The organism is Lacrimispora sphenoides, from assembly GCF_900105215.1.
GTDB lineage: Bacteria > Bacillota > Clostridia > Lachnospirales > Lachnospiraceae > Lacrimispora > Lacrimispora sphenoides_A.
This window is the reverse complement of the sequence record NZ_FOIP01000002.1, coordinates 856,076-878,982: the sequence shown is the minus strand read 5'-3', so window position 1 is coordinate 878,982 and position 22,907 is coordinate 856,076. Positions and strand designations below refer to the sequence as shown.

Sequence of the window (22,907 nt, the reverse complement as noted above, 5' to 3'; positions counted from 1 at the left end):
TTATGTATAATGAACTGGGTATGTAAATACTTACAATTACGGAGGTGATGTTTTTGAATATCTATGATGTTTCCGAACATGCTCACGTATCGATTGCCACCGTTTCCCGCGTTATCAACGGAAATCCCAATGTCAGCGAGAAAACCAGGAAGCGGGTTCTCGCCGTCATGGAAGAGCTGGGTTACACCCCCAATGTATTCGCCAGAAGCCTGGGGCTAAATACGATGAAGACCATTGGAATCATGTGCGCCGATTCTTCCGACCCATGGCTGGCGGAAGCCATCTATTATCTGGAAAAGGAATTACGGGGCAACGGATATGATTCCATTCTCTGCTGCACAGGCTATCTTCCTGAAACCAAGAAGAAGTATCTGGAACTTTTGCGTTCCAAACGGGTGGATGCCATCATCCTGACCGGTTCCCATTATATAGAAGCAAAGCCAAAGGACAATGCCTATCTTCTGGAAGCAGCAAAGAATCTCCCCATTATGCTGGTAAACGGACAGCTGGAGGGGGAGCAGATCTACAGCACGGTCTGTGACGACCACGCCGCAGTTTACGATGCCGCTTTACGGCTTTACCGCTCCGGCCGTTCCTCGGTGCTTTATCTTTATTCCGGAAACTCCTTCAGCAATTTACACAAGCTTTCCGGCTACCGGGACGCGGTAAGAGATGCCGGTTTTATGATCCGGGACGAGCTTATGGTACTCTGCAGCAAGGACTTAGATGCTGCCATGGAACGTCTGGACATGCTTTCCCGTTCCGGAGTCTATTTCGACGCAGTACTGGCTTCCGAGGATATTCTGGCTGTTGGAGCCGTAAAATATGCAGACAAGGCTGGGCTTACGATCCCTAAGGATTTAAGCATCATCGGATACAACAATTCCATTCTTTCCAGATGCACAACTCCGGAAATAACTTCCGTAGACAATAAGGTGGAAGCCATTTGCACCACCACGGTGAATACTTTAATGAAGGTTCTGGAAGAGGGAAACGTACCGGGAAAAACTACCATCACCCCGGAGCTGATAAAACGAGGTACTACTAATTTTTAATTTCACATATTGAAGGAGGACTCTCTATCATGAAACAGTTTATGGACAAGGACTTTTTACTGTCAACCGATTCAGCAAAATCGCTTTATCACACATATGCAGAAAACATGCCTATCGTAGACTATCACTGCCATATCAACCCCCAGGAAATCTATGAAGACCGCAAGTTTGACACCATTACCCAGGTATGGTTAGGCGGCGATCATTACAAATGGCGTCAGATGCGTTCCTGCGGCGTGGATGAAAAATATATTACAGGAGATGCTTCCGACCGTGAGAAATTTCAGAAATGGGCAGAGATTCTTCCGAAGCTGATCGGCAATCCGCTCTACCACTGGAGCCACTTAGAGCTTCAGAGATATTTCGGCTATACCGGCCATTTAAACGGCAATACAGCGGAAGAAGTATGGAATCTGTGCAATCATAAGCTTCAGGAGGATTCCATGAGCGTCCGCAACATCATCAGGCAGTCAAATGTCAAGCTGATCTGTACCACCGACGATCCTGCCGATACCCTGGAATGGCATCAGAAAATTGCAGCTGATAAAACCTTTGAAGGAAAGGTACTTCCTGCCTGGAGACCTGACAAGGCCATGAACATCGAAAAACCGGATTTTGCCGCCTATATGGCAAAATTATCTGATGTCAGCGGTGTGGAAATCAAGGATTTCGCTTCCTTAAAAACCGCTTTAAAGATCCGTATGGAGTATTTCACCAGCCAGGGCTGCGGCGTATCCGACCATGCGCTTGAATATGTTATGTATGCTCCTGCTGATGAGGCCGAGCTTGATACGATCTTTGCAAACGGACTTTCCGGCAAAGCAATCTCTAAAGAAGATGAATTAAAATATAAGACTGCCTTCATGCTGTTCGCAGCAAAGGAATACAACCGCATGGGCTGGGTGATGCAGCTTCATTACGGCTGTAAGCGTGACAACAATGCCATGGCATTTGAAAATCTGGGACCAGACACCGGTTTCGACTGCATAAACAACTACGCTCCTTCCGCACAGATGGCTGATTTCTTAAATGCATTAAGTGCAACCGATGAGATTCCAAAAACCATCATCTACTCCTTAAATCCGAATGATAACGCGTCCATCGGCACAATCCTTGGCTGTTTCCAGAGCAAATTCCCAGGAAAGATCCAGCAGGGTTCTGCATGGTGGTTTAATGATCACAAGACCGGCATGACCGAGCAGATGACATCTCTGGCTAACTTAGGCTGCCTTGGAAACTTCATCGGAATGCTTACCGATTCCAGAAGCTTCTTATCTTATACCAGACACGAATACTTCCGCAGAATCCTCTGCGAGCTGGTCGGCGGCTGGGTAGACAACGGAGAGTATCCGGATGATCAGGATTCTCTGAAAGAAATCATTGAGGGAATTTCCTTTAACAATGCGATAAAGTATTTTAGTTTTGATATTTAATTAAGAAAATGCGTATTGAATGAGAGCTTAATAAAGCCCAATCAATACGCATTTTATGTTCCAGCATCTCTTTATTTTACCTGTTTTTTAGTAAAATATTTTACCTCTTGCAATTTTTCAACGAAAAAAGGGGTTCGATCCTTTCCAAAAAGATCGAACTCCCTTTTTTTATTTTACTGAATCACCTTCACAGGACATTTTGCAGCGCATTTACCGCAATTTGTGCATTTCTCATAATCGATAATTGCAACATTGTTATCCATGTGAATGGCATCAAATTCACACTGCTTTGTACATATCATACAACCAATACAGCCAACTTCACATTTAGCCTTTACATCTTTGCCTCTGTCATGGGAATTACACTGAACCAGATGCTTTGACTTGTATGGAACCAGGTCAATCAGATTGTTAGGACAGGCAGAAACACATTTGCCGCAGGCAACGCATTTCTCCTTATCCACTACTGCAATTCCGTCAACCACATGGATGGCATCAAATTCACAGGCTTTTACGCAAGAGCCGTATCCCATACAGCCATAGACGCAAGCCTTTTCACCGGAGCCGGGAACCACCGACGCCATCCGGCAGTCATCAATTCCGTAATAGTTATACTGAACCTTTGTCTTATCGCAGGTTCCTTTACATTTTACAAATGCAACCTTCTTATCCGTGGAACCGGCCGCAACTCCCATGATTTCGCCGATCTTTTCGGCTACTGCTGCGCCGCCTACCGGACAGGCAGAAACATCCGCCTGGCCCAGTACAATGGCTTTAGCCAGAGCATCACAGCCTGCATATCCGCAGCCGCCACAGTTGTTACCTGGAAGCTCGTTTCGGACAAGAATCTCTTTTTCATCAACTTCTACTTTAAACTTTTCGCTGGCAATTCCCAGGAACACACCGATCAAAATTCCGATGATGCCCACAACGGCTGCCGCAAATATTATACCTGTTACCATTCTTTCGTCTCCTCCTTATTTAATTAATCCGGAAAATCCGAAAAATGCAATTGCCATCAGGCCGGAGGTAATCAGGACAATGGGAGAACCCTTAAAGGAATAGGGAACATCATTGTTTTCGATTCTCTCGCGGACACCTGCCAGCATAACAATGGCAATGGTAAAGCCTACGGAAATACCGACACCGTTGATAACACTTTCCAGAATGTTATATCCCTTCTGCACGTTGGTCAGGGCCACGCCCAGAACCGCACAGTTGGTTGTGATCAAAGGAAGATACACACCCAGCGCCTCATAAAGAGCGGGCATGGATTTCTTTAAAAACATTTCTACAAACTGCACCAGAGCTGCAATAACCAGAATAAATACAATGGTCTGTAAGAATTCCAGATGAAGCCCCACTAAAATACCCTTATAAATGACACTGGTTGCAAATGCTGCAATGGTAATTACGAAAATAACGGCTGCGCCCATACCGGCAGAGGTCTTCACATTTTTGGAAACTCCAAGGAATGGACATAGGCCAAGGAACTGGCTGAGCACTACGTTGTTAACCAATGCGGAGCCAATGGCTATCAATAATAATTCTTTCATCTATCCATCCTCCTATTCATCTTTCCTGGAAGCTGCGGTTTTGGCTTCCGCTTCTTTTTTGGCTGCCTGTGCCTTCTTTGCTGCCAGTACTTCCTCTTCCATCTGCTTCTTCTTGTCCTGAAGGACCTCATGATTGGACATGCAGGAGGAACCGGAACAGGAAGCGCAGTTGCCGCCGCAAGCTAACTTAGACGGAGGAACAGAACCGTTGGTAGCGGAAGGTGCCTTAAACTTATTCTGAAGTGCCGTTAAAACAGACAGCACAAAGAACGCGCCCGGAGCGAGGACGAAAATGGAGATATGAAAATCCTCCGGAATAAAGGTAAATCCAAATATAGCTCCGGAACCTAACAACTCACGGACAAGACCGATGCAGGTAAGAGCGATGGTAAAACCAAGTCCCATACCGATTCCATCAAAGGTAGATTCCATAACACCATTCTTGGAAGCATAAGATTCTGCACGGCCTAAAATAATACAGTTTACAACAATAAGAGGAATGTAAATTCCAAGTGCAGAATACAGGCTTGGTACATAGGCCTGTAAAAGGAGCTGCACAATCGTAACCAGAGTCGCAACGACAACGATGTAAGCCGGAATCCTCACCCGGTCCGGAATGATATTACGAAGGGCAGAAATAAGCATATTAGAAAATAGCAGTACCACGGTTGTGGAAAGCCCCATGCCCACACCGTTCACCGCTGACGTGGTAACAGCCAGAGTCGGGCACATGCCAAGCATCAGGATGAAGGTTGGGTTTTCTTTTACAATACCGTTAAATAAACGTTCCATACATTTCTTGTTCATCTTCCCACCTCCTAACGGTCAATATTGTGCACGTAATACAATGCGGCATTGACTGCATTGGTTACTGCGCTTGATGTAATGGTTGCACCGCTGATGGCATTGATCTCTCCATCACCGGCATTGCCGGATTTCGTAACGGTAAGGGATTCCTGGTTCTTTCCTGCATACTGACCCTTAAATGCCGGTTCCTTTGCCTTTAAGCCAAGACCAGGGGTATCACTGATTGCCAGAAATTCAATGCCGTTAATGGATCCATCTTCTTTGATACCAACGGAAATCTGTACGACTCCGCTGTAACTGTCATCGGAATGAGCGGTAATTACATAACCCAGAACACTCCCGCTTCCATCCACTGCTTTAAAAGCATTGTCCACGCCGACTTTTCCAAAATCCTGGGAAAGCAGTTCTGCGTTGCAGGCTTCTACAGCCGCTTCCATCTTTTCATCCGATGTAAAATCAGCCGCATCCGGAAATACCTTCTTATATGCCGCCAGATTGGCTGCCTCAGTTGCCTTATCAATGGGATCCTTTGTAATCTGATAAGCGCCGCCCAGCAAAAAGCCGGAAATCAGAGTGATCACAAATAAAATCAATGCGTCCTTCATATATCCGCCGTTTTTCATCTTACTTTCCCTCCTTTCCAAATGCTACCGGAATAGAGATCTTCTCAATCAGAGGCACCAGAATGTTGCTGATGATGATGGCATAGGAAACGCCTTCCGCAGAACCGCCGAAAAGACGGAATAATCCGGTCAGCACGCCTAATAGAACGCCGAAAAGGATCTGTCCCTTTGGAGTGATGGGGCTGGTCACATAATCGGTAGCCATGAAGAATGCACCAAAGATAAGACCGCCGCCGCATAAATGAGTCAGCACGAACATGAGATCATGCTGGCCGAAAATAAATACAAATGCTGCAAAAGTGATCAGATAAGCTGCCGGGATCTTTATGGAAATCACTTTTCTGAACAAAAGGTAAGCTGCACCCAAGAGCAGGGCAATCACAGATACCTCACCAATGGTTCCTGAAATTTTCCCGATAAACATGGATGTTATATCAACTGCTTCTCCCGCCTTTAATGCAGCAAGGGGAGTAGCGCCTGAAACCGCGTCACTATATGTAAAGTCAGTCATCTTGCCTGCAAAAGAAATAAGCAGGAAACATCTTGCCGCCAGGGCTGGGTTCATAAAGTTCTGTCCCAGGCCGCCGTAGAGCTGCTTTACCACGATAATGGCAAATACACCGCCCAGAAACGGAATCCATAAAGGAATGGCCGGAGGCATGTTAAGGCCCAGGATCATTCCGGTCACCAAGGCACTACCATCGCTCACGGTAATGGGTTTTCCCATGAGGGATTCAAATACATATTCACTAAGAACACAGGATAATACACTGATCAGCAAAATCAGCGCTGCTTTCACCCCGAACTGATATACACCATACGCAGACGCAGGAATCATGGCAATGGCAACATCCAGCATAATATTCTGTGTTGTAACCTGATCCCTGACATGAGGTGATGATGATACGTTTAACAATTTACTCATGCTTCCTCCTCCTACGCTTTCTTTCTGCTTGCCGCAACTTCTTTGCGCATTTCTTTAAATGCCTGGGTAAGAGGTCTTCTGGCCGGACAAATATATGCACAGCAGCCGCATTCGCAGCATTCCATGCCGTTTAATTTTACAAACCGTTCCAGGTCAGACCGTTCCGCCGCATCCATGATCATCTGCGGAACAATATTGCCCGGGCATACCTTTACGCATCTTCCGCAGCGGATGCAGGCAGTAGGCGCATTACCTGCCACCTCGTCCTTTGTCAGACAAGTAAGGGCAGAGGAAGTCTTTGTGACAGGAATATTAAAGTTAAACAAAGCCTGCCCCATCATAGGACCTCCGGAAATCACCTTTTCCGGTTCCGTCTTAAAGCCGCCGGAAGCCTCTATAAGCTCGGTGTAGCTGGTCCCAGTTCGAACATTATAGTTCTGTGGATTTGCTATGGCATCACCGGTCACCGTAATGATACGGCGGATCAAAGGAATTCCCTTTACAACCGCATTATAAATAGAAATCACCGTATCCACATTGTCTACCATGCAGCCTGCATCTGCCGGAAGCATGGTGGAATTGATCTTTCTTCCTGTTACGGCATAGATCAGAGTACGCTCACCGCCCTGGGGATATTTGGTCTGTAAAGGACAGACAGTAATCCTTGGTTCATCCTTTACAAGCTCTGTCATGAGCTTGATCGCTTCCGGTTTGTTGCTCTCAATTCCGATCACGCCCTTTGCATTGTCAAACAGCTGAAGGATTATATTAAGCCCTTTTATGATGCTCTCCGGCTCCTCCAACATCATCCGGTAATCAGAAGTTAAGTACGGCTCGCACTCCGCACCGTTGACAATGATCGTATCGATCTTTGATTCATCCTTTGGTGTCAGCTTCACATGAGTGGGGAATCCAGCGCCGCCAAGACCTACAACTCCTGCTTCTTTTACAAGATTCCTGATCTCTTCCTTTGATAAGGTCTTTGGATCACGCTCTTTGCCAAATCCCTCCACCGTCTGATACTTCCCGTCGTTTTCAATGATAACAGACGGAACCATAGAGCCGTTGGCAACCATTCTTGGTTCAATGGTTTTTACCGTTCCTGAAACAGAGCTGATCACACATGCAGAAATAAAGCCTCCCGGCTCCCCGATTTTCTGTCCAACCAGCACCTGATCACCTGCCGTAACCAAAGGCTTCGCCGGCGCACCGATATGCTGGGATAAGGGGAACACCATCTCGCCTTTTGGCTGCAGCACTTGTACAGGTTTATTTTCCGACAATTCTTTTCCTTCATAAGGATGAATGCCGCCTTTAAATGTAGCCAGACCCATTTAACTAACCCTCTTTCTCTACAATTCTTTATCTCTCCTGGCAAAATTTCAGCATTTTGCCACCTGAAACAGTATAACATAATTTAGTAACCGAAACAATGCATAAATACATATTGTATACTGTGTTTTATATACAATTTTCCTTATTTACATGAAAAAACCTGGTCTCTGACTTTGTTTTTATGTTAAATAAATAACAATTTTATTATAAGCAGCTCTAGTATGTTTTTGTAAAAATACATTTATTTCTCCATTTTTTTTAAAATTCCTGATTATCAGCCATTTTTCAACAGTATTTTTAATTCTGTACACTATTCCTCGTTAAATTTTTGTTATATTTTTGTTAATTTATAGATATATATAAGGACTCTTCTCCTGGTTTTATTAAGTAATATCATAGTTCTTCCCTTTTATTTATTAGAAATTTTAATAAATAAAAGGAAGCATTGTGATAACGAAATCACGAATGGCTCCGTGACTGCCGTTTTTCCCAATGCTCCCCTTAAGGTATGCAGACCGGAGTTATTGTTTAATCCAGTTCCACTGCCCCGGTATAAAGCTGATAATACCTGCCGTTTTGTTTCAGTAAATCCTCATGATCTCCTCGTTCAATAATCTCACCGTTTTCCAAAACCATAATGGCATTGGCATTGCGCACCGTAGACAGGCGGTGTGCAATCACAAACGTAGTCCGGTTCGCCATGAGGCGGTCCATGCCCCGTTCAATATGCTTTTCCGTTCTGGTATCCACGGAGCTGGTCGCTTCATCAAGAATCAGAACCGGCGCCTTTGAAATCGCTGCCCTGGCGATGTTTAAAAGCTGTCTCTCCCCCTGGCTTAAGTTGGCCCCGTCACCTTCTAACAGCGTATCAAAGCCGGCAGGCAGTCTCATGATAAAGGAATAAGCGGAGGCAGTCTTTGCCGCCTGGGTCACCTCTTCATCCGTTGCATCAAGCCTTCCGTAACGGATGTTTTCCATAACAGTTCCTGTAAATAAATGGGTATCCTGAAGGACCATGGCAATATTATGGCGCAGGTTTTTCCGTTTGATGTGACGGATATCCACTCCGTCAATGGTAATTTCACCGCCCTGAATATCGTAGAAACGGTTCAGAAGATTTGTGATCGTGGTTTTTCCTGCTCCGGTAGAGCCCACAAAGGCGATCTTCTGCCCAGGTTTTGCATAAAGACTTAAATCCTTTAAAATCACTTTGTCTGGGTCATAGCCAAAGGTCACATGGTTTAATTCCACATATCCGTTCATCGGATCAAGCTCTGCCGCATCTTCGTCATCTGCAGGCTCCGGCTCCTCATCCATAACAGCAAATACTCGTTCTGCTCCTGCAAGGGCGGAGAATACATTGGTCACCTGCATGGACATCTCGTTGATCGGACGGCCGAACTGCCTGGAAAAGCTTAAGAATACGGTCAGTCCGCCCACGTCAAAGCCTCGGAGCACACAGAGAAGTCCTCCGATGCATGCAGTCAGAATGTAGTTCAGCTGGCTTAAATTTCCCATGATCGGCATCATCACCCCACCGAAAAACTGTGCATGGATCATGTTGTTCCTTAGATCCTCATTGAGGATTTCGAATTCTTCTTCTGCCACGTCTTCATGGCAGAACACCTTTACAACCTTCTGGCCGCTGATCATTTCTTCAATATATCCGTTTACAGCGCCAAGGGAGCTTTGCTGAGCGGAGAAAAACTTCTGGCTTCTTGACGCCACAAAGCCGCCTACCCTCATCATAACAGGAATCATGATAATGGTCACCAGAGTCAGCCATATATTTGTATATATCATAAGCGCCAGGGTACCTATAATGCTTAAGACTCCGGTAAAAAGCTGGACCAGGGTGTTGCTTAACATCTGACCGATGGTATCCACATCATTGCTGAACCGGCTCATCAGATCACCGGTGTTATTGGTGTCATAAAACCGTACCGGCAGAGTCTGAATTTTGCTGAATAAATCATCCCTGATCTTTTGGAGGGCATTTTGCGCAACCGTAAGCATGATTCTGGATTGGGCATAATTAGCAATAACACCGATGAGAAAAACGGCAGCCATTGCCGCAATGCCTTTTGCAAGTCCTGACACACTCCCCAGCCCGCCTCCGGGAGGTGCGATATATTGATTTATGATGGGTCTTAACATATAAGAACCGGCTAACGTCGCAAGCGTACCGACAATGACACAGACAAACGCCGCTCCCATGTAAAGCTTATATTCATTTAAATAAGACATAAGGCGCCGGATGGTTTCCTTGGCATTTTTCGGAAGTCGGCCCTTGATCTGCCGGCCGCCTCCATTCCCGCCCATGGGCCCATGGTTCTTGACTGGCTGGGAAGACCGGCTATAACGCCTTTTTAAGCTTTTTATTTTCTTTTGCTCATCCATTATGCACCTGCCTCCTTATCCAAATCTCTCTGGGAATAGTAAATTTCCTGATAAGCCTCGCAGGACTCCATCAGCTCTTCATGGGATCCCATACCTACGATCTGACCGTCATCAAGCACGATGATCTTATCCGACCCTTCCACGGATCCGATCCGCTGGGCAATGATGAATTTGGTAGTGTCTTTCAGGGTCGTCTGGAAGCACTGGCGGATACGGGCTTCGGTTGCCGTGTCCACAGCAGAGGTGCTGTCATCTAAAATCAGTATTTTCGGCTTCTTTAAAAGAGCCCTGGCAATGCAAAGTCTTTGCTTCTGACCGCCGGATACATTGGAACCACCCTGGCCCAAATCCGTGTCATATCCATCCTTAAAATTAGAAACAAAGCCATCGGCCTGAGCACTTTCCGCCATGAGGATGATTTCTTCCATGGTGGCATCCTCATCACCCCAGCGGAGGTTTTCTTCAATGGTTCCTGAAAAAAGGACATTCTTCTGTAAAACCATTCCGACACCTTCCCTAAGGTTTCTGATGGAATAATCCCTTACATCAATGCCATCCACCAGAACTTGTCCTTCATCCGCATCGTAAAGGCGGGGGATCATTTGCACGAGTGAAGTCTTTCCGCTTCCAGTAGAACCAATGATTCCAATGGTTTCTCCAGGCTCTGCAGTAAAATTAATGTGTTTTAAGACCATTTCATCCATTCCCTTTACATACTGGAAGGAAACATTACGAAATTCTACCTTACCGTTTGTAACTTGGGCTGATAGTTCAGAAGCATGTTCATCTGTCAAATCGATCTCTGTATCCAAAACCTCTCTGACACGCCTTAAGGACGCCATGGCCCTTGAAGCCTGCAAAAATACCATGGATAACATCATCAGGGACATGAGGATCTGTACGATGTAAGTGGTAAACGCCGTTAAATCACCGACAGGCATCTTACCTGCGATAATGAGATTGCCCCCATACCAGACCACAGCAAGGGTCGTGACATTCATGGCAAGCATCATCACTGGCATACTGATTATAACAATCTTCATGGCATCAAGGCTGCCTTCCTTTAGATCCCGGTTAGTGGCTTGAAATTTCTTTTCCTCAAAATCTTCCCTGACAAAGGATTTAATGACGCGCACATTGGTCAAAGCCTCCTGCACACCGGAGTTTAAGCGGTCGATCTTCTTCTGCATTACCTCAAAGCGCGGAAATGCTGCCTTTAAAATCAAAAAGATACCAAAGACCAGCAAAGGAATCACCACCAGAAGTATCACCATCAGCTGGCGGTTCATCAGATAGGCCATAATAAGGCCGCCGATCAGAAGCCCCGGTGCCCTAAACAGCAGACGCAGGCTCATCATGACCACATTCTGAATCTGCTGGATATCATTGGTCAGCCTGGTAACCAATGACCCTGTGCTGAAATCATCAATATTCTTAAAGGAAAACTGCTGAACTTTATGAAACACATCCTTTCTCAAATCTGTGCTGAAGCAAATAGATGCTTTGGAGGAAAAATAGGATGCTCCGATTCCTCCCGCTGCCATAACAACAGCGATTGCAACCATTCTGCCTCCCATTTTTAAAATGTATTCTACATCTCTTGTGGCAACTCCGTTGTTAATGATCAGGGACGTCAGCCTGGGAAGCATGATCTCGCCAAATACTTCCGTTAACATTAAGAGGGGCGCCAGTATAAAGGCTCCCAGATACGGCCTGATATATTTCCAATATCGTTTCAAGTTATTAATCCTCTCTTTCTTTCGTGTCCTTTTCCAAGGGAAGATGAGATAAATTATCATATACGCGGTCCAGGAATTGCCCCATAGCAGCCATTTCTTCCGCAGAAAAGTCACGGAACATCCGTTCTTCTACATTGTGAAAAAATTCACGGCTATGCTTTACCGTGTGTTTTCCCTTCTCCGTCAGACAAAGCTTATTCATCCGGTTATCCTCCTGATCCACCACCCGGGTGATATAACCACCTTTTTCCAGCTTCTTTACCGATACCGCTATGGTGGCAGTGGAGACATAAAGGCGTTCTGCAATCTCCTTCTGGGATACATTGGAATGATCAGCCAGCATCATAAGAATCTGATGCTGGCTGCGGTATACCCCTGTCTCCTTCAGACGTTCATCCAAAATATACCGGTGCAGCTTCATGATCCTCATATATCTTACCATCACGCCGTGGGCCGGTGAAAAATCTCCCTTCAGTCCCTTATCCCGGAACGGGCACATTGGTTTCATTTGCAAATATTCCCCTTTCTGTTAGCTTCCTAATAATTAGCTAATTAACTATGTAGCAGTATATCACCAATTTTCCCGGTTTGCAACCCGGAAAATTTTGAAAATTTTGTGAATTTTCTTAATATCATAACCTATTTTTAAACTTCCATTCCATGTCCAAAAAACTTTTGTGCCCACTCTGCCTGTAAGATTCTACACCCGTTCTATTCCCCTTGGAATCTCCATGGCATTGGACAGCTTAATCATCTGATCCCTCAGCTCTAAGTACTCTTTGCTGCTCATGTCCTTGATCGGCCTTTGCCTTTCGTATAATTCATGCATTTCCCCATTTTTCATAGAAAAGCTTTCCGGTGTATGATACTGTAATTCAAAAATCTGGCCGTAAGGCGAATATAAGGTGGTGTTAATCCCCTTATAAGGACTCTGCCTGTCAAGCCAGTAATTTTTAATTTCAACCGTATGAAAGCCTGCTTCCCAATAAAGCTCCATGGATATTAAAACCTTCTCCGCAAGCTCTTCTGCTGGAGCTGTATAAGTATATCTCAATATGTCCTTGACCTCGTATGCCTGGCAGCAAGGGTCGTATTTCCTATGAATCTTTTCTAAATAAGAATCCCTGGATTTTATGCGGTTTTCCACACCTGCCATATCCATTCCTGCCCGCCCTGCCATTGCTCTGACCTGTCTTGTAATTTTAGGTTCATACACCGCAGCCCTGATGTAACAGGACATTCCTTTTATCTGAGGCCTGATAACCCCATGATTATACTGCTTTTCAACGGCCAGACGGTTCCGCCATATTTTCTCCCCACGCATTGTACCAAATTTCCTTTGACATTTTTATCATATCATTCAGTATATGCACCATTTCCGGAAATTGTGTCTGTAATATTACCTGACCGGTTAAAATATTCCTGCAGCCGGATATTTATGTAAAAGCGGAGGCCTGAATTTATATACAGGCCCCCGCTTCTATAATCTCTATTCGCAAAAATCTTCAAAATTACGTCCAAAATCACGATCACAATCGCGGTCACGATCACAGTCACGATCACGGTCACGATCACGGTCACGCCGGCAGCAGTGGCACCGTGGATCATTACATCCTGCTCTGAATCCAGCACAGAATGCTCTTCTTCTTTCTTCTTCACATTCATCACGCTCGCGTTCACCTTCACAATCACGATCGCGGAAATTACGACATCTGCAGCATCTGCAACATCCACAGCCGAATCTGCAATTATTTCTACATCCTCCGAAAAAACAGCACATATATAACACCTCTCTTTTTTTAATTGTAATATATTATATGGGATACATAGACAAGGTGTGAAATCTGCCTGTTTCAAAGGTATTCTGGTTTAAAAATCCTGATGTCACTCTGCTCCCGCGGCTGCATTCATGCAAAGTGTTGCCTCCATTTCAACTGCCATAACCCCCATCTTAGAGCAAGAATTTACCGCTCTTTCAAGAAGCCGGTTACCCCTTCCTCATTTCTGCCCGCATCAGCTGTCTGGCAATCTCTTCCATCCTTATATGGGTTTTCTCAAAAAAGTACTTAAAGGATGAACAGAAATAATTCTGGCCAAGTTGGCCGGCCTCATCGATCTGACGGTTCCTGCGACATCCGCCGCGGCATAGATAAGCATAGTTGCAGGTTTTGCACTCTTCTGGCCTATTTAGGGAAGCCTCTACAAACCCGATCTCCAATCCCCTGTTTCCCATCTCCTCAATAGAATCTTCCAGGAAGTTTCCAATTTTATATTCATCCATTACATAGAAATCACAGGGGTAAACAGATCCATCCGCTTCTACTACATGCTGGATGCTACAGCACCCCTTCATATCACATGCTTCCGGCGGATATCCCATCAAAAGGCTGATGTAATTTTCAAACTGACGAATGTATGGCTGTTCTCCCTTCCAAAAATCCAAATACCAAAGGTCAAAGAGAGTTACAAGAAACTCTCCATAAACCTCCGGTGTCAAAGAATACTCCCGGCTGCCCTTAGGTTCTCCAAATGGATCAAGACAAGCGATATACTGCTGATATTTCCAGTTGTTTTTCTTATAAAATTCATAAATTCGAGTAATCCGCTCCGCTGTTCTTCGGTTTACAACCGTAAGGATATTATAATTCACCCCTTTTTTGTCGAACCTCTCAAGGGTCTTCATAATCTCCCCAAAGGATCCTTCACCCACTGAATTCTCCCTGTAGGCGTCATGAGTATACTTAATCCCATCCAGGGACACACCTACCAGGAAATTATTTGCAGCAAAAAACTCTGCCCATTCTTCATCCAGCTTGTAACCATTGGTCTGAATAGAATTCAATATTTTTACGTTTCGTTTGTTATAAATACGCTCAAATTCCAGCAGTTTTTTATAAAAATCAAGACCCACCAAAGTGGGTTCCCCTCCCTGAAATATAAACTCACACTGACGCTCACTATAAGCCAGTACCTTTTTTACGATCTCCTCCAGGGTATCCAAAGACATAAATCCGTAATTTTGCCTCTCCCGTTTCTGCATTTCATCATGATAAAAACAATATTTACATCTTAAATTACAACTTCCGGAGGACGGCTTAATCAGTAACTGTATTGGTGGCATACCTATATCTCCTTATATAACTATACTCCGTATTCTTTTCCAGCAAGGTTTTCCTTACATTCTTTAAATTCATAACATTTACCTTATTCCTCTTTTTACCGCAGTCTGTCTGGTTTTTGTCTGATTATGGTCGTATATTATTATCTTCGTCCAGATTTCTTTATTATACATGACCATATACTGAAAGTGAATTATTATTTTAATAGTGCTTATCCGATTCATCGCCTGGATCAAAGACTTTCAATCTATTCCCGCATTAGGGCAATAAAAAACTACCAGCTAAATATTTTAATAGCTGGTAGTTCGGCTTACATTGACTTTTATTAAAAAAATAACCACCAAAACGGAAATCTTGAGTCAAAGTCTTGTCTCCTATCGAATTCTTCTCTTCGTTCCGATTCTTGTCTTCTGTCAAAATCCATTCTTCTATCGAATTCTTCACGCATACCTCTTCTGTCGAAACCTCTTCTGTCGGAACCTCTTCCGCCTACGCCTCTTCCATCAGAGCCCATTCTGGGATCACCTTGAGAACAATCCATATAAATATTCCTATTTCTATAATTTTATATGATTAATGTATGCAAGGCTATATTGCTATGCCACCTTAAACGAACTATTAATTTCAATTTTTTCGAATAATTTGTTACGAAAAATTTGAAAGCGTAACTACTAATCGTAAGCAGCTTTTGTGGATTCAATTTTGAGGCTTCGTGCTACAATTGAAAGAGGGTTTTTATTTTTTGAGCAACAATATCAGGTGAAATATACGAATTATCAATCTTAATGTAATTATCAAATGGTATTTCTCCGTCATTACTTACTAAACGGTATTTTCCATCATCACCTATTAATCTTTGATTAGAAATATTAATATCCCGTTTCGATGCCTTGTTACGCAATCTATTTTCCGTTGTATTTCTTTCCAAACGTACTTCTCTTGAAGCAACAAGTTCAACATAGTAAAATTCAGTTTTGTATGGTCTGAATATATCTTTTACATGCTCAATATAATCCCAATCGGACTTCTGGTCAAACGCCCACATATAAGTAAACATAAGTCCGTAATTATTAGATGCTGCAAATTCTTCAAAAACCACTTCTCTTAAACGAGAAGTTATTCTTCCATTATAGGAACCAAAAATCTCAATTACCGGCTCAATTGTCATATGATTATGAAACAAACGTAAGTCTGTAATTTTCATCAATTCCTGCCCAACAGTCATTTTTCCTACAGACGCATTTCCAATTATAAATACAACTTTCATAAATTCATTCCCCCCAGCATGAAATAAACAACTTTATTAATAGAATACCATCCTGCTTACCAACTATCAATAGTAAGGTTTCAATGCTGTTCATCTATTGCCCATACTAAGCCAACACTTTTATCTAAGTCATTTCTTTCTGGAATTCTTGGATTAAAAATATCAATATTATTTTCTTCACTTACATGAAATAGTCGCATGTTACCCACTTTCCTTTACACAATAATTTTAAGATTATATTAACGCAAAGACTACTAACTATCAATATTTAACTTTCAATATACAGTAATTCATCAAATCCTGATTTTAATGGGCATTCAAAGCTACTCACATATTTAAATTTTTTATAATATAATATAATATAATATAGTACAAAATTGGGAAATCACTTTAAATATTATCAATTAATGTATCCAATTCCTGAATAGCGGAGGTCTCTATATGAGCCAGATAAATAAATGCGATTACGATGTAAGTTATTGTGAGAAGAAACAAGGAAAACCAACCCGAACTGAGTTAAAATGCGGAAGCCCCAGTTTTGTTGCGTTTCCTAATTTAACCGCTGCAGGCACAACAGTAACAATTGCAACATTGTCGATAGATGCTTCTGAATTTGAGCATCCCCACATCCAACTTTCATTTACTGCAAATGTAAGTACAGATGTAATAGACGGCTTTAGTTTTCAAATTTTCAGACAGTGTTTAGATCCGCCCACACCCATTCCGGTCAGTGAAATTTATTATTATACAAGAGCTGTTGCTACAACAGAAGCTGATTCCATTAATTTTACTGTATGTGACAATGATTTTTGTATAAATGGCTGTTGCAATTATTTTGTCGTAATTACTGTTACTGTTTCTACTGTTTCTGTATCGTATATAAGTAATGCTACACTCAGCGCCATTATTAGCGACAATATCAATAACTGTTAAACTAAGAATTCACATCTCGCGTACAAGCCTGAGTAACCTTCATTTTCGTTACTTGGGCTTTTTTCCCCCACTATTCCCTTCTACATTAATACTTAATTTCATTCTCATATGTATATCAATCTGACGAATTTGATTAATAATCGACCGCTTCCATATTTCATCGTCTGACTTCACTAAAACTATTGTAGACACTGAGCCAATAACTATCGAATTAAATCAAAAAAAAATCCGCCCGGTGCTGGTAACACCGAACGGCTTTATATAGATTTTCTCTTACCATTTGGCAGTTTATTTCCATTGATAAAATGCAAGAACTCTTGCAAACACGAGACTTTCCCGCATTTACAAGAGTTCTATAAGAGTGGAGCAGACGGGAGTTGAACCCGTGTCCAAAAACCAATTCCCTGTTCTTCTACTATCATAGTTAGTTTATTGACATTCCCTCCACCGCCCGGGAACTAACACCCTGACAGCTTCAGTAGCTTCATAATACGACCGCATGCTCAAAGCTTTGCATTCGTCGTTTCTCACATAGTCGATGCCGGGATCTTAAAGTGTGAGTGCCTTAAGGCCGACAAGCTGCATTAAGCAGCTAATGCTAATTCGTTATTGTTAGCGTTTATATTTAGGTTTGCCATTTAACGCATCGCATGCGGATAGCTTCACCAGCTGCATAGCCCCTGTCGAAACCAGTACTGCCCCTGACTGGTACTCTTCTGGAGAGCATTCTCATACTAACATGAAAAAAATCAATTGTCAATACCTGTGCAATTCCTGCTGCTATTATCTTGTGGCAACACTGCCTGAAGATTCACCTTATTCCTTTTTTTGGTTTAAGAATAAAATCTGTTTTAATCAGCAGGAAAAGCACACGCCTGCTGCAGCTTATTTTGCCTGCAAAGCAGCCATTGTAAAATAATTATACGGCTGATTAAAATGAGGCAGGAAGAAAATATCCGTCAGCTTTAACCGGTCGATGGTTACCTGCTCCTGGATCGCAAGAGAGAACATGTGTATTGCCATGGAAATATCATATTCCGAACATAATTGTGCACCCAGAACGATGCGGGTCTTCTTATCGTATACGATCCTGATTTTTACCTTGTAATTGTCTTGTTCAATAAAGGCCGGTTTTTGAGTATCCTCATAATCCACCGCCTCAGCGTCATACCCCAGCTTTTTGGCTTTTGCATAGGTGATTCCTGTTGAAACCATTTTCAGATTCCAGATGCAGATTCCATTGGATCCCTGAACGCCAATGGATTCCAGGGGTGTTCCGCAGACATTATGAGCTGCAACGATTCCGGACCGCACAGCATTGGTTGCCAGAGCAATATAGTTTGTCTTTTGGATGGAATTATCAAAAACAGTGGCACAGTCGCCGATGGCATATACATCCGGCCGGCTGGTCTGCTGCCGTTTGTCAACGAGAAATGCTCCGTTGCAGAACAGTTCAAGATCCTCCTTGCCTAGCTGGTTGTTAGGTTTGAAACCAATTCCCAGTACTACCATATCGGCATGGTATTCATTTTTGTCAGTGACCACTTTTTCCACTTTTCCGTTTCCTTCAAGCTTAGTCACGATTTCGTTATAAACCAGCTGAATGCCATGGCTTGATAAGTTTTCGGACATGATATCCGAAAATTCCTGATCATAATAGCTTGACAGACAGGTGTGCATATTGTCAATCAGGGTAACATTCTTTCCGACACGGCGGAATGCTTCTGCCAGTTCAACGCCGATATACCCTGCCCCTACAACCACAATATCCTTCAAGGAATTGTTATGCAGCTTGTCAATGACATCTTTCGCATTCTGAAATAACTTTACAAATTGAACGTTGTCCAGTTCTTTTCCTTCAATATCTGGTGAAATAGGAAGAGAACCGGTTGCAAGAATCAGTTTATCGTATTCCTGCTGGTATCTCTGGCCATACTTTCCCTCAGCGAAAACAACCTTTTTATCATAATCAATGCGCTCCACTTTGGTTTCCATGTAGACCTTTGCGCCCTTTTTTTCAAAGATATCTTTGCTGCAATAAAACAGGCCTTCAGAGGAATGAATCTGGTCCCCGATCCAAAGAGCCATACCACAGCCCAGAAAACTGATGTTATCATTGGAATCAAATATAACAACTTTGTTGTCTTTATAATTATCTAAGATAGTATTGATTGCAGCTGTCCCTGCATGGTTTGCTCCAATTACTACAATACGTTCCATAAATAGCCTCCTTAAGAATTGTTTTTCTTAATTATAACACATCGTTAAAATAAAAACAATTATTATTATTAAAATCACAAACTTTTTTTAGGCGGACCTTCGCTTACTACAGATCATCCACCAGAGCGCTGCTTTTTGCATATGCCGTGCTTTTCGCTTCAAAAAAATCCGTTTTGATCAGATTGGCATTGCTGTACTGGTTGACCCACAGCATACTTTCCGGCTCCCTGTCATGGCCCTCATAAATCCGCTCCCAGCCAAGGCTTGCACAGCGTAAGTTTCCCAGATACATGATATAGTCTGTAATCATTTCTTTTGTAAGTCCGGGAACCTCATCTCCAATGGCATAGCATCCCCAGGCGATCTCCTGCTCACAACCTTCTCTTATCATACTCCGGTAAACTTCTATCCGTTCTCTGGTAAACAACTCCGGCTCTTCCTTCATCAGTTCCAGAATGATATTGCGGAACAGCCATAAATGAGTGTTCTCATCTCTGTTGATGTAACGAATCTCCTGGGAGGAACCGGTCATTTTATGATTCCGCCCAAGGTTATAGAAAAACATGAATCCGCTGTAAAAATACACACCTTCCAGAATAAAATTAGCCACAACCGCCTTCATAAAAGCAAATGCGCTCTTGTCCTTTTGGAATTCATTATACAGATCCCCGATAAAGGTATTGCGCGCAAGAAGATGAGGGTCGCTCTTCCACTGATAGAGCACCTCATTCCGAGTCTGAGGCTCGCAGATGGTATCCAGCATATAACTGTAACTCTGGCTGTGCACTGCCTCCTGAAAGGTTTGAATGGAAAGACAGAGATTGATCTCATTGGCCGTCACATATTCTCCAAGGGCCGGCAGATTAGCGGTCTGGATGCTGTCCAAAAACACCAGAAAGGATAATATCTTATCATAAGCCCTCCGTTCCTGTGGACTTAATAAGGGATAATCCTTCCTGTCTCTGCTTAGATTAATTTCCTCAGGAATCCAGAAATTATTCATGGCCTGCCGGTACCAGTCGCTGACCCAGGTGTATTTCATATTGTTAAAATCATTGAGGTTCGTAGTGTTGCCGTTGATCATCCGCCGTTTTCTTACCTCAATCTCCCCATCCGGATGAAAAAGGGGTCTTTTTTTTAATTGTTCCATATCGTTTTCTCCGCACTCTCTTGTTTTATTATTCTCAACCGTTTTGTCAGCTGGAGCAGGCCTCGCATTCATCCACTTCCAGGCTTTTGGAACGGACGTAGTAAATGGTTTTCACTCCCTTTTCCCAGGCCAGGATATATAACTCCAGTACCTGACGAAGGGTGTAATCATTGGTTATATAAAGGTTCATGCTCTGGGCCTGGTCCACATGGCGCTGGCGGATTCCCGCCGCCCTTACGGACCATCTCTGATCAATGTAATGAGCATTTTTATATTTCCAGAATGTTTCAGGCGTTAAGTCCGGGGCTACCCGGGGAACCAAGCCGTTCTTTTTTTCCTCAAGATAATACCGGTTCATAACAGGGTCAAGCCCGGCCGTGGTACCGGCGATCATGCTGGTGCTGCTGGTAGGCGCTATGGCAATGAGCCAGCCATTTCTCATGCCATTGGCTGCTACTTTTTCCCGAAGGCCCTTCCACTTCTCTGAAAAATATCCCCGTTTGTCAAAATATGCCCCTGTCTGCCATTCACTTCCTTCATACAGATCATATCTTCCCTTTTCCCCGGCAAAATCACAGCTTGCTTCAATTGCCGCATAATTGATTGCCTCAAACACCTTGTCCGCAAATTCAAGATGCTCCTCTGACTCCCAGGAGATTCCGTTCTTTGCCAGCATGTGATGATATCCGCTTACTCCAAGTCCCACCGGGCGGTAACGGAGGTTGGTGACCTTTGCATAGGGCACGGGGAAAAAATTCAAATCAATGACATTGTCCAAAGCACGTACCGCACTTCTAGTAAGCTCTGTAAGCTCTTTTGTATCCTTAAGATCAATATTCCCCAGGGAAAGACTGGCCAGGTTGCACACAACAAAGTCTCCCGGCTTTGTTACGGTAACCACCACGGTCTCCCCGTCCACTGTCTGTATCTGCTGGTCCACCTGTTCCACCCCGCTCATATTCTGAGCTATTTCCGTACACAGATTGCTGCAGTAAATGATGCCGCTGTGGCTGTTTGGATTGGCTTCATTGACGATATCCCGGTTAAAGGTAAAGGGAGTTCCTGTTTCCACAGCGCTCTTTAATACCAGACGGATGATATCTTTAATAGGAATGATCCGCTTGTGGATACGGCTGTCATTCACACAGTCCAGATATCGTTCCTCCCACTGGGCTCCATAAGAATCCTCCAATGCCCAGCCCTTTATCGTCAGAATCTCATGGGGGCACATTAAATACCAGTCCCCTTCTATGTTCTCTTTTGCCTGCTTCCAAAACAGGTTGGGATAACAGACAGCCGGGAAAACATCATGGGCCTTCATGCGGTCGTCTCCGTTATTGGTCCTGAGTGTTAAAAACTCCGGAAGATCCTTGTGCCAGACATCTAAATAAACCGCTACAGCTCCCTGCCGTACCCCCAGCTGGTCCACTGCCACAGCCGTATCATTGGCCAGCTTGATCCAACGGATCACGCCTCCTGCAGCTCCCTTAAAGCCACGGATCGCACTCCCTGCGGCGCGGACCTTACCGAAATAAAGCCCCATGCCCCCTCCGAACTTACTGACCTTTGCAAAGCTGTCAATGCTCCGGTAAATGCCATCCAGACTGTCCGGTACGGTATCGATAAAACAGGAGGAAAGCTGATGGTAAGGCTTTCTGGCGTTTGAGAGGGTGGGCGTTGCCATGGTGACCTTCAAAGTACTTAGCATATCATAAAACCGTTTTACCCAAGTATCCCGGTCATCCTTTTCCAGCATGGCAAGATGCATGGCAATTCCTAGAAACATTTCCTGTGGTGACTCTAAAGGCGCATTCTGCCGGCTGCGGATCACGTACCGGTTAAGCAGCAATTCCAGCCCAGAATAATTAAACAGATGATTTCTGTTCTGAACCATATAGCTTTCATACCGGTCAATTTCTTCCTTCTTGTAATTCTCCAGAATGTAATCCCCATAAAGCCCATCCTCTGTCAGAAAGCGAATTTTATCATAAAAGCTTCCAATCTTTCTGCGATCCAGCTCTTCCTTTAACCTGGTTTCATAACGCAGCATGGAGAGCCTGGCCCCTATATACTCCCAGTTCGGGGTCTCCTGGGTCGTCAGCTCCACAGCCGCCTGGATGAGCGCCTCAAACCGTTCTCCCAGGCTCATATTTTTCTTACAGAACCCTGTGAATTTTACGGAGAGGTGTTCCAAATCATATGGTGAAAAACCCCAATCCTTCCGGATTCCCTCTAAAACGCCATCAAGCTCCGGCACCTCTTTAAAATATTTCAGAATTTCCTTTTTTCCATCTGTCTTGTCCATTCATAATTCCTGCCATTCCATGTTTTATATTAGTATCAAT

Annotated in this window: 21 protein-coding genes and 1 other RNA gene; 3 read left to right on the top strand and 19 right to left on the bottom strand. The window is 43.7% G+C overall.

Annotated features, from left to right (window positions below):
* The first annotated feature begins 53 nt into the window (after positions 1–53).
* Together BMW45_RS20890 and uxaC are read left to right on the top strand one after the other, a co-directional pair.
* Positions 54–1,055, top strand: coding sequence for a LacI family DNA-binding transcriptional regulator (locus BMW45_RS20890; RefSeq protein WP_092248509.1), 1,002 nt, complete (start codon positions 54–56; stop codon positions 1,053–1,055).
* Positions 1,056–1,084: 29 nt separating this feature from the next.
* Complete coding sequence (gene uxaC / locus BMW45_RS20885; protein ID WP_092248506.1) at positions 1,085–2,488, top strand: glucuronate isomerase; 1,404 nt, start codon at positions 1,085–1,087, stop codon at positions 2,486–2,488.
* A gap of 173 nt (positions 2,489–2,661) precedes the next feature.
* Here the strand turns inward: uxaC and BMW45_RS20880 are convergent, their stop codons facing one another.
* The 15 genes from BMW45_RS20880 to BMW45_RS29025 all read right to left on the bottom strand — a co-directional run bounded on the left by BMW45_RS20880 (position 2,662) and on the right by BMW45_RS29025 (position 16,459).
* Positions 2,662–3,450, bottom strand: coding sequence for an RnfABCDGE type electron transport complex subunit B (locus BMW45_RS20880; RefSeq protein WP_092248501.1), 789 nt, complete (start codon positions 3,448–3,450; stop codon positions 2,662–2,664).
* Between the two features lie 15 nt (positions 3,451–3,465).
* Positions 3,466–4,044, bottom strand: a complete 579-nt coding sequence (rsxA, locus tag BMW45_RS20875; RefSeq protein WP_025232597.1) for an electron transport complex subunit RsxA — start codon at positions 4,042–4,044, stop codon at positions 3,466–3,468.
* 12 nt (positions 4,045–4,056) lie between these two features.
* A complete protein-coding gene (rsxE, locus tag BMW45_RS20870; protein WP_092248498.1) occupies positions 4,057–4,851 on the bottom strand; it encodes an electron transport complex subunit RsxE in 795 nt (264 codons plus the stop codon).
* An 11-nt stretch (positions 4,852–4,862) separates the two neighbouring features.
* Complete coding sequence (locus BMW45_RS20865; RefSeq protein WP_092248495.1) at positions 4,863–5,474, bottom strand: RnfABCDGE type electron transport complex subunit G; 612 nt, start codon at positions 5,472–5,474, stop codon at positions 4,863–4,865.
* Between the two features lies 1 nt (position 5,475).
* Positions 5,476–6,399 (bottom strand): RnfABCDGE type electron transport complex subunit D, encoded by a 924-nt coding sequence (locus BMW45_RS20860; RefSeq protein WP_092248492.1) that lies wholly within the window; start codon positions 6,397–6,399, stop codon positions 5,476–5,478.
* An 11-nt stretch (positions 6,400–6,410) separates the two neighbouring features.
* A complete protein-coding gene (rsxC, locus tag BMW45_RS20855) occupies positions 6,411–7,733 on the bottom strand; it encodes an electron transport complex subunit RsxC (protein WP_092248489.1) in 1,323 nt (440 codons plus the stop codon).
* Positions 7,734–8,262: 529 nt separating this feature from the next.
* The gene (locus BMW45_RS20850; protein WP_092248486.1) at positions 8,263–10,134 is read right to left on the bottom strand and encodes an ABC transporter ATP-binding protein; all 1,872 of its coding nucleotides are present in this window, start codon (positions 10,132–10,134) and stop codon (positions 8,263–8,265) included.
* Complete coding sequence (locus BMW45_RS20845; RefSeq protein WP_092248483.1) at positions 10,134–11,873, bottom strand: ABC transporter ATP-binding protein; 1,740 nt, start codon at positions 11,871–11,873, stop codon at positions 10,134–10,136. The genes BMW45_RS20850 and BMW45_RS20845 overlap by 1 nt, the downstream gene beginning before the upstream one ends.
* 4 nt (positions 11,874–11,877) lie before the next feature.
* Positions 11,878–12,381, bottom strand: a complete 504-nt coding sequence (locus tag BMW45_RS20840) for a MarR family winged helix-turn-helix transcriptional regulator (protein ID WP_092248480.1) — start codon at positions 12,379–12,381, stop codon at positions 11,878–11,880.
* A 192-nt stretch (positions 12,382–12,573) separates the two neighbouring features.
* Positions 12,574–13,197, bottom strand: coding sequence for a hypothetical protein (locus BMW45_RS20835; protein ID WP_092248477.1), 624 nt, complete (start codon positions 13,195–13,197; stop codon positions 12,574–12,576).
* A gap of 32 nt (positions 13,198–13,229) precedes the next feature.
* Positions 13,230–13,607, bottom strand: coding sequence for a hypothetical protein (locus tag BMW45_RS28040; protein WP_092248474.1), 378 nt, complete (start codon positions 13,605–13,607; stop codon positions 13,230–13,232).
* A 253-nt stretch (positions 13,608–13,860) separates the two neighbouring features.
* Positions 13,861–14,994 (bottom strand): anaerobic sulfatase maturase, encoded by a 1,134-nt coding sequence (locus BMW45_RS20825; RefSeq protein ID WP_092248471.1) that lies wholly within the window; start codon positions 14,992–14,994, stop codon positions 13,861–13,863.
* 323 nt (positions 14,995–15,317) lie between these two features.
* Entirely contained in the window at positions 15,318–15,506 is a 189-nt protein-coding gene (locus BMW45_RS20820) for a hypothetical protein (protein WP_092248468.1), read from the bottom strand.
* Positions 15,507–15,707: 201 nt separating this feature from the next.
* Positions 15,708–16,259: a DEAD/DEAH box helicase family protein gene (locus BMW45_RS20815; RefSeq protein WP_092248465.1), complete on the bottom strand. Its 552-nt coding sequence runs from the start codon at positions 16,257–16,259 to the stop codon at positions 15,708–15,710.
* 80 nt (positions 16,260–16,339) lie between these two features.
* Positions 16,340–16,459 (bottom strand): DUF6886 family protein, encoded by a 120-nt coding sequence (locus tag BMW45_RS29025; protein ID WP_334292946.1) that lies wholly within the window; start codon positions 16,457–16,459, stop codon positions 16,340–16,342.
* Positions 16,460–16,700: 241 nt separating this feature from the next.
* On the opposite strand from BMW45_RS29025, the gene BMW45_RS20810 reads away from it, so the two are divergent.
* On the top strand, positions 16,701–17,192 hold the full coding sequence (locus tag BMW45_RS20810) for a DUF4489 domain-containing protein (RefSeq protein ID WP_092248463.1): 492 nt from the start codon (positions 16,701–16,703) through the stop codon (positions 17,190–17,192).
* A 359-nt stretch (positions 17,193–17,551) separates the two neighbouring features.
* Here the strand turns inward: BMW45_RS20810 and ssrA are convergent.
* The 4 genes from ssrA to BMW45_RS20785 form a co-directional block, all read right to left on the bottom strand.
* Positions 17,552–17,894: a transfer-messenger RNA gene (gene ssrA, locus BMW45_RS20805) on the bottom strand.
* A gap of 183 nt (positions 17,895–18,077) precedes the next feature.
* A complete protein-coding gene (gene nox / locus BMW45_RS20795) occupies positions 18,078–19,412 on the bottom strand; it encodes a H2O-forming NADH oxidase (RefSeq protein ID WP_092248460.1) in 1,335 nt (444 codons plus the stop codon).
* A 106-nt stretch (positions 19,413–19,518) separates the two neighbouring features.
* Entirely contained in the window at positions 19,519–20,562 is a 1,044-nt protein-coding gene (locus tag BMW45_RS20790; RefSeq protein ID WP_092251145.1) for a ribonucleotide-diphosphate reductase subunit beta, read from the bottom strand.
* Between the two features lie 46 nt (positions 20,563–20,608).
* On the bottom strand, positions 20,609–22,867 hold the full coding sequence (locus BMW45_RS20785) for a ribonucleoside-diphosphate reductase subunit alpha (RefSeq protein WP_092248457.1): 2,259 nt from the start codon (positions 22,865–22,867) through the stop codon (positions 20,609–20,611).
* Between the last annotated feature and the right edge of the window lie 40 nt (positions 22,868–22,907).

Coding starts and splice junctions, on each gene's coding strand:
- BMW45_RS20860 (WP_092248492.1), bottom strand. CDS start 6,399: ATGAGTAAATTGTTAAACGTATCATCATCACCTCATGTCAGGGATCAG.
- BMW45_RS20790 (WP_092251145.1), bottom strand. CDS start 20,562: ATGGAACAATTAAAAAAAAGACCCCTTTTTCATCCGGATGGGGAGATT.
- BMW45_RS20880 (WP_092248501.1), bottom strand. CDS start 3,450: ATGGTAACAGGTATAATATTTGCGGCAGCCGTTGTGGGCATCATCGGA.
- BMW45_RS20865 (WP_092248495.1), bottom strand. CDS start 5,474: ATGAAAAACGGCGGATATATGAAGGACGCATTGATTTTATTTGTGATC.
- nox (WP_092248460.1), bottom strand. CDS start 19,412: ATGGAACGTATTGTAGTAATTGGAGCAAACCATGCAGGGACAGCTGCA.
- rsxE (WP_092248498.1), bottom strand. CDS start 4,851: ATGAACAAGAAATGTATGGAACGTTTATTTAACGGTATTGTAAAAGAA.
- uxaC (WP_092248506.1), top strand. CDS start 1,085: ATGAAACAGTTTATGGACAAGGACTTTTTACTGTCAACCGATTCAGCA.
- BMW45_RS20840 (WP_092248480.1), bottom strand. CDS start 12,381: ATGAAACCAATGTGCCCGTTCCGGGATAAGGGACTGAAGGGAGATTTT.
- BMW45_RS29025 (WP_334292946.1), bottom strand. CDS start 16,459: ATGCGACTATTTCATGTAAGTGAAGAAAATAATATTGATATTTTTAAT.
- BMW45_RS20815 (WP_092248465.1), bottom strand. CDS start 16,259: ATGAAAGTTGTATTTATAATTGGAAATGCGTCTGTAGGAAAAATGACT.
- BMW45_RS20835 (WP_092248477.1), bottom strand. CDS start 13,197: ATGCGTGGGGAGAAAATATGGCGGAACCGTCTGGCCGTTGAAAAGCAG.
- BMW45_RS20785 (WP_092248457.1), bottom strand. CDS start 22,867: ATGGACAAGACAGATGGAAAAAAGGAAATTCTGAAATATTTTAAAGAG.
- BMW45_RS20850 (WP_092248486.1), bottom strand. CDS start 10,134: ATGGATGAGCAAAAGAAAATAAAAAGCTTAAAAAGGCGTTATAGCCGG.
- rsxC (WP_092248489.1), bottom strand. CDS start 7,733: ATGGGTCTGGCTACATTTAAAGGCGGCATTCATCCTTATGAAGGAAAA.
- BMW45_RS20810 (WP_092248463.1), top strand. CDS start 16,701: ATGAGCCAGATAAATAAATGCGATTACGATGTAAGTTATTGTGAGAAG.
- BMW45_RS20825 (WP_092248471.1), bottom strand. CDS start 14,994: ATGCCACCAATACAGTTACTGATTAAGCCGTCCTCCGGAAGTTGTAAT.
- rsxA (WP_025232597.1), bottom strand. CDS start 4,044: ATGAAAGAATTATTATTGATAGCCATTGGCTCCGCATTGGTTAACAAC.
- BMW45_RS20820 (WP_092248468.1), bottom strand. CDS start 15,506: ATGGGCTCTGATGGAAGAGGCGTAGGCGGAAGAGGTTCCGACAGAAGA.